Source organism: Pseudomonadota bacterium (genome assembly GCA_010028905.1).
Lineage (GTDB): Bacteria > Vulcanimicrobiota > Xenobia > RGZZ01 > RGZZ01 > RGZZ01.
The window spans coordinates 1-6,750 of record RGZZ01000286.1; the positions used below are offsets into that span (position 1 = coordinate 1).

Here is a 6,750-nt window from a genome sequence, read left to right on the forward strand (position 1 = left end):
CTGTGGAGGACACCGTGCCCAAGACACTCGTCATCGCCGAGAAGAGATCGGTTGCCCAGGACATCAGCAAGTCGCTCGGGGGGTTCCAGCCGTTCGAGGGGTTCTTCGAGAGCGACCGCTATGTGGTGGGCTGGGCCTCGGGACACCTGCTCGAGCTCAAGGAGCCAGAAGATCTCGACGACAAGTACAAGTCGTGGAAGCTCGAAGATCTGCCCATCCTCCCCGACCCCTTCGAGCTCAAGGCAAAGACGAAGCAGACCCAGTTGCTCGGCACGCTGAAGAAGCTGCTGGCCCGCTCCGACGTGAGCGACATCGTGAATGCCTGCGACGCAGGCCGCGAAGGGGAGCTCATCTTCCGCGAGATCGTCACATGGGCGAAGGTGAACAAGCCCGTGCGACGCCTGTGGCTGCAGTCGATGACGCCAGACGCCATTCGCGAGGGCTTCAAGCAGCTTCGCCCCAGCAAGGAGTACGACGGCCTGGGTGACGCGGCGCAGTGCCGCTCCGAGGCAGACTGGCTCATCGGCATGAATGTGACCCGCGCCCTCACCCGCCGCCTCAAGATGCGCTTCGAGAACGGAGCCTGGTCGGTGGGACGCGTGCAGACGCCCACACTGGCGCTGCTCGTCGAGCGCGAACTCGAGATCGCGCGCCATCGCCCCGAGCCTTTCTGGCGCATCCAGGCCACCTTCCAGGCACCCGACCATGCCTATGAGGGAACGTGGTTCGACCCGACCTTCAAACCCGACCCGGACAGTCCGCGAAAAGATGACTGGATCACCGATGCAGCCAAGGTCTCGGCCGTTCTCGACGCGGTGCGCGGCAAGCCGGGGCTTGCGCGAGAGACCCGAAAGCCGCAGAGCGAGGCGGCCCCTCCCCTGTTCGATCTCACCAGCCTGCAGCGCGAGGCCAACCGACGCATGGGCTTCTCGGCGCGCCGCACGCTCTCGGCCGCGCAGGGCCTCTATGAGACCCACAAGCTCATCACCTACCCGCGTACCGACTCGAAGTGCCTTCCCAACGATTACGTGCCCGTAGTGAACCAGGTCGTGGGCGTGCTCGCTTCAACCGGAGCCCCGTGGAGCTCGGCAGCCCGCACCCTGCAGCGCGCGGGGCTGAAGAACCAGGGCAAGGTGTTCAACGACAAAGGGGTCAGCGATCACTTCGCCATCATTCCCACCCCCGAGCGCGCGGGACACCTCAGCAACGACGAGGCCAAGGTCTACGACCTCATCGTGCGGCGCTTCCTCGCCGCCTTCTACCCGCCCGCCACCTGGACCAGGGTGGAGCGCATCACCGAGGTGGGCGGTGAGTCGTTCCGCTCACGCTCACGCTACCTCATCGAGCCCGGATGGTACGAAGCCTACGGCAAGGAGGCCGCCGAGGCGGAGGGCTCCTCGCTGCCTCCGCTGGCACCGGGAAAAGACGCCGCAGATGGCGTGGGAGTCAAGAACATCAATGCAGAGAGCGACGCCGAAGAGACGCGTCCCCCGGCACGCATCACCGAAGCGCGCATCCTGTCGCTCATGGAGCACGCGGGCAAGCAGGTCGAAGACGAGGAGCTGTCGAGCTTTCTGGCCGACAAGGGGCTCGGAACGCCGGCCACCCGCGCCGAGATCATCGAGAACCTGGTCAGCAAGCAGTACGCGATGCGCTCCGACCGGGCGCTTCGCGCCACCCCGAAGGGCATTCTGCTCATCGACCTGCTGCGGCGCATCGAGGCCCGCGTGCTGGCCTCGCCTGAGCTCACCGGCGAGATGGAGAAGCATCTGCGCGATGTCGAGCACGGCGAGCGCGCACGCCGCGACTACATGAACGAGATGACCGAGTTCACCAAGGAGATGGTGGTGAAGTCGAAGGGCTTCGACTACAACGACATCTACGGCCACGAAGCGCCCCTGGGGAGCTGCCCCGTGTGCAAGCACGGCAAGGTCATCGAGAAGATGCGCCTCTACTCTTGCGAGCACAACATCGGAAAGGATCAGGGCTGTCCGTTCAACGTCTGGAAGGACCGCAACGGGCGCTACATCGATCGGCTCACCATGGAGGAGCTGCTGCACAAGGGCGAGACCCCCGTCATCGAAGGCTTCGTGACGCGGCGCGGAGATGGCTACAAGGCCGCGCTCCGGCTCACCGCCGAGAGCAAGGTCGAGCTCGTGGGTGACGTGCCGACCGGTGGCGGAGGTGAAGAGGGCGCCGAGACCCCCACCTTCGAGGTCGACGAGACCCCTGTCGGGCCCTGTCCCTATGACCCCGCGCACTGCCAGGTGGTGGAGACCCCGACCCACTTCCAGTGCCAGGGCCGCTGTCTCGAGCGCAAACCCAACAAGAAGCGCAAAGGACCGTCGTCGCTGCCTCGCCTCGTGTGCAAGCGCGAGATGACCCGCACCGATGCCGAGGCCTACTTCTCGAGCGTGGCCGAGACCCCCATCATCGAAGACTTCGTCTCGAAGTACGGGCGCAACTTCAAGGCCAAGCTGGTACGCAAGGACACGGGTCGTCACGGCTTCGAGTTCCCGCCCCGCGCGCCGCGCGCACGCAAGGGCAAGGGCGGCGAGGAAGGCGAAGGCGCAGCAGAGGCGGCCGCGCCCAGGCGCGCTCCCGCGAAGAAGGCAGCAGGCAAGAAGACCGCGGCGGTCAAGGCCACGGCCAAGAAAGCCACGGCCAAGAAGAGCGCCCCCAAGAAGGCGGCCGCGAAGAAAGTCGCCACGAAGAAGGCCTGACCGCCCGCGTCGCTTCTGTCGAGCGCGCTGGGCAGGTCACTCGGGAAGCGTCACCGATCGGGTGAGGCGGAAGCGTGCCGTCTGGCCGTTGGCCGAGTCCGGCCCGACCCACACCTGAAATTCGCCTGCCTCCGCTCCGTAGGTCATGTCCTTGCGGTGAAAGGCCAGATCAGCTGCACGCAGCGTGAAGGTGACCACACGAGCCTCACCCGCAGCGATGCGCACCTTCTCGAAGCCGCGCATCTCTCTGACGGGGCGGGTCACCCCTTCTCCCACGAGGTCGCGCACATAGAGCTGCGCCACCTCTTCGCCATCGCGGCTGCCGCTGTTGGTCACCTTCACCTCAACGGTGAGCGTGCCATCCGGATCGAGCGCCGTGCTGCTGAGCTTCAGCGGAGCGTACACGAACGTGGTGTAGCTGCGCCCGTAGCCAAACGGGTAGAGAGGCTCGTTCGGCATGTCGATGTACTTCGACGTGAAGTGGTTCTTTGAATCAGCCGGGCGGCCCGTGTTGCGATGGTTGTAGTACAGCGGGATCTGCCCCACCGCGCGAGGGAAGGTGGTGACCAGCCGCCCCGATGGGTTGCAGTCACCGAAGAGCACGTCGCCGATGGCGTTGCCGGCTTCGGTGCCCAGATGCCAAGCCTCAACGATGGTGTCGAGGTTGTCGTGCTCCCAGCTGATGGTGAGCGGACGGCCATTGCACAGCACGAGCACCACGGGCTTTCCTGTGGCCTTCAGCTGCTGGAGCAAGCGTCGCTGCACACCTGGGAGATCGGGATTGGCGCGCGAAGACGCCTCCCCGCTCATGTCATTCGACTCGCCCATCACCGCCACCACAACGTCGGCCTTGCGTGCGGCGTCGACGGCCGCGGTGAAGCCGGAGACATCAGTCGAATCGATGTCACACCCCTTGGCCGTGACGAACGAGGCGCTCGGCGCACTCGCCCGGAGCCCTTCGATGACCGACACACATCGCTCTCCCTCGCCCTGTCCGGACCAGGTGCCGAGCATGTTCGTGCGATCGGCCGACAGCGGCCCCACGACGGCAATCGTGATGCCGGTCTTGCGCAACGGCAGCACGTTCTTCTTGTTCTCGAGCAGCACGATCGACCGACGGGCCGCATCACGTGCCGCGGCACGATGGTCAGCGGTGAAGGTGACCGAAGACCGAGGCAGGTCGCAGGCGAGATAGGGGTTCTCGAAGAGCCCCTTGGCCATCTTGTAGCGCAGGACGCGGCGCACGGCGTCATCGACCACCGCAACGGGCACCTTGCCCGCCCTCACCAGCGCCGGCAGCTTGTCGAGAAAGGCGGCGCTCTGCATGTCCATGTCGACGCCCGCATTGGCGGCCTGAGCCGCCGCGTCGGCCTGATCGGCCACATTGCCATGCTCGATCATCTCGTTGATCGACGTGTAGTCGGTGACCACGAAGGCCGGAGACTTCCAGCGACGGCGCAGCATCTCGCGCAGCAGCCATTCGTTGGCGCTGCACGGCACGCCGTTGAGATCGTTGAAGGCCGTCATGAACGTGGCGCACCCGGCCTTCACCGCGGCGTGGAAGGGCGGCAGGTAGGTATCGAGCATCTCGCGCTCTGACACATCGGTGGTGCTGTAATCGCGACCCGCCTGCGCCGCCCCATAGGCGGCGTAGTGCTTGGCGCAGGCCAGCAGGCTGTCGGGGCGGCTGAGATCAGATCCCTGGAAGCCGTGCACGCGGGCCCCAGCCACCTGCTGCCCCCACCACGTATCTTCGCCGGCGCCTTCCGCGATGCGGCCCCAGCGGGGGTCACGAGCGATGTCGACCATGGGGGCGAAGGTCCAGTGCAGGCCATCGGCCGATGCCTCGACCGCGGCGATTCGAGCCGACCGCTCCATCACGCCCAGGTCGAACGAGCACGCCTCGGCGAGGGGAATGGGAAAGATGGTCTTGTAGCCGTGAATGACGTCGTAGCCGAAGAGCAGCGGAATCTTCAATCGTGTCTGCTCGACCGCGATCTTCTGCAGCTTGCGGGTGAACTCTGGCGTGAGGGCGTTGAACACCGCCCCAACGCGCCCTTTGCGAATATCGTCGAGATACTCGGCGCGCATGGTGGGGCCCGTCTTGTCGTAGTCGCTCGAGAAGAGGGTCATCTGCCCCACCTTCTCCTCGAGGGTCATCTGCTTGAGCAGCGCCTCGATCCGCTCATTCTGACGCGCGCCTGCGTCGACCGCCTTCGAAGCTGGGGGCACAGGCGCCGGCGCTGCGCTGGCCACGCCCCACATCAGTGAACCGAAGAGGGCCGTGGCCGCCGCCACGTTTCGCACAGACCGATTGTTCTTCATACACGCTCTCGCTCTCGTCAGACTGTATACGCTCGTCAGATTCACCAGAATCACCAGACAAAGGTGGCGATGGAATGCGCGGGCATGGCGGCCTTCACCGCCTGCCCTTTGGTCCAGATGTAGATGTCTCGCGCTTTGTCAGTCGGGTTCATGGCAACAGCAGCCACCGACTGATCCGGGTTGACGAAGGCGGTGGCGAGGAGATCATCCCGGCTCGACGAGCAGCTCACGCGCCGCGCGCCAGGCCGCACATACCGCGAGAAGTGACCGATGTAGTAGTACGACGCCATGTAGTGCAGCTGCCCCTGGGCGTCGGCGTGAACGGGGGCGAAGCAGAAGTTGTTCACGTGGTTGGGCCCCCCGCGCTCATCGAGCAGCACGTTCCAGTCGCACCAGCCGCTCGCCCAGTGGTTGAAGTCTCCGATCATCGACCGGCCGTAGCCCTCACCCCAAGACCAGTCGTTGAAGGTCTTCCAGCTGAACGGATAGTTGCACCCCTCGCTGAACAGGAGGGCCTTGTCCGGGTAGGCGTCGTGCACCAGGCTCGCGGTCGAGAAGTCGTCGCCGCCGTACCAGTGGAAGGCCGTTCCCCAGACGTACTTCGCCGCTTCCGGATCGTCGAGCACGGCAGCCGCGCGCTGGGCCATCATGCCGCGATTGTGATCCCAGATCATGAGACGCACCCCGCCCAGACCCGCGGCGGCAAGCGCGGGGCCGAGATGCTTCTTGACGAAGTCGCGCTCCTGCTCGCCGGTGTAGATGCAAGACTCCCACGTCTGCGAGGCCATGGGCTCGTTCTGCACGGTCAGCCCCCAGAGGGCAATGCCCTCACGCGCATAGCCCTCGAGGAACCGCACCACATAACGCGCCCACACCCCGGCGTGCTCGGGCTTGAGCGATCCGCCGTGAAGCATCTCGCCGTTGGTCTTCATCCAGCCGGGCGGGCTCCAGGGCGAGGCGAAGATCTTCAGGGTCGGCGCGGCGACGAGCACGCGCTTGATGAAGGGGATGCGGGCCTTGCGGTCGTGGTCGAGGGTGAAGCTCGACAGCGATGTATCGCCGTCGCGCACGTAGGTGTAGCTCTCTGACGAGAAATCGCAGCTGTGGATGTTGGTTCGCCCCAGCGAATATCCGAGGCCGTTGGCGATATCGTAGCAGGCGCGGATGAACTCTTGCTGCTTCACCGGCGACAGCCTCATGAACGTCTCGGCGGCGGCGTCGGTGAGTGCGCACTGATCCTCGGTGGGCTGAGACAATGGCGCGAAGGGGAGCGCGCCGCGCGGAGAGAGTCGCTCGCGGGTGTCGCGAGCGGTGACGATCACCCGTGCCTGGGAGGGGGGCGCGCCAAGCGCCTCGGACACGGGGAGCACCACCACGAACAAGATGAGGTACAGGGCACACACGAGGCGACGCGCACGCGCGGCCTCTCTCTCGACTGCGTTCATGTCGCGGCCTCCGCTTCAAGCGCGGAGATCTGCGGATCCGCGCTGGTCTGGGCCCGGGTTCTGGTCGTGAAACCTGAATTCCTTCACTGGTCACCGCAGGGGTCGCTAGGGGCCGTCGCACACCGCGTCGAACGCCACGACGCAATGAGCGATGTGAACCTGCGGGCCACCCTCGACCACTACCTGAGCCGCATCCTCGAGATCGGCGCCTCCGACTTCCACCTGTCATCGGAGTGCGTGCCCCTGGCACGGCTCCA

3 protein-coding genes are annotated in these 6,750 nt (G+C 65.6%); 1 reads left to right on the forward strand and 2 read right to left on the reverse strand.

What is annotated here, in order from left to right:
• Positions 1–2: 2 nt before the first annotated feature.
• Entirely contained in the window at positions 3–2,723 is a 2,721-nt protein-coding gene (topB, locus tag EB084_16970; protein NDD29950.1) for a DNA topoisomerase III, read from the forward strand.
• A 36-nt stretch (positions 2,724–2,759) separates the two neighbouring features.
• Here topB and EB084_16975 read toward each other — a convergent pair whose 3' ends face one another.
• A complete protein-coding gene (locus EB084_16975) occupies positions 2,760–5,048 on the reverse strand; it encodes a glycosyl hydrolase (protein ID NDD29951.1) in 2,289 nt (762 codons plus the stop codon).
• A gap of 50 nt (positions 5,049–5,098) precedes the next feature.
• A complete protein-coding gene (locus tag EB084_16980) occupies positions 5,099–6,493 on the reverse strand; it encodes a glycosyl hydrolase (protein NDD29952.1) in 1,395 nt (464 codons plus the stop codon).
• Positions 6,494–6,750: the final 257 nt, after the last annotated feature.

What these genes read in the sequence shown, in the direction of transcription:
- EB084_16975 (NDD29951.1), bottom strand. Translation starts at nt 5,048, where the DNA reads ATGAAGAACAATCGGTCTGTGCGAAACGTGGCGGCGGCCACGGCCCTC.
- EB084_16980 (NDD29952.1), bottom strand. Translation starts at nt 6,493, where the DNA reads ATGAACGCAGTCGAGAGAGAGGCCGCGCGTGCGCGTCGCCTCGTGTGT.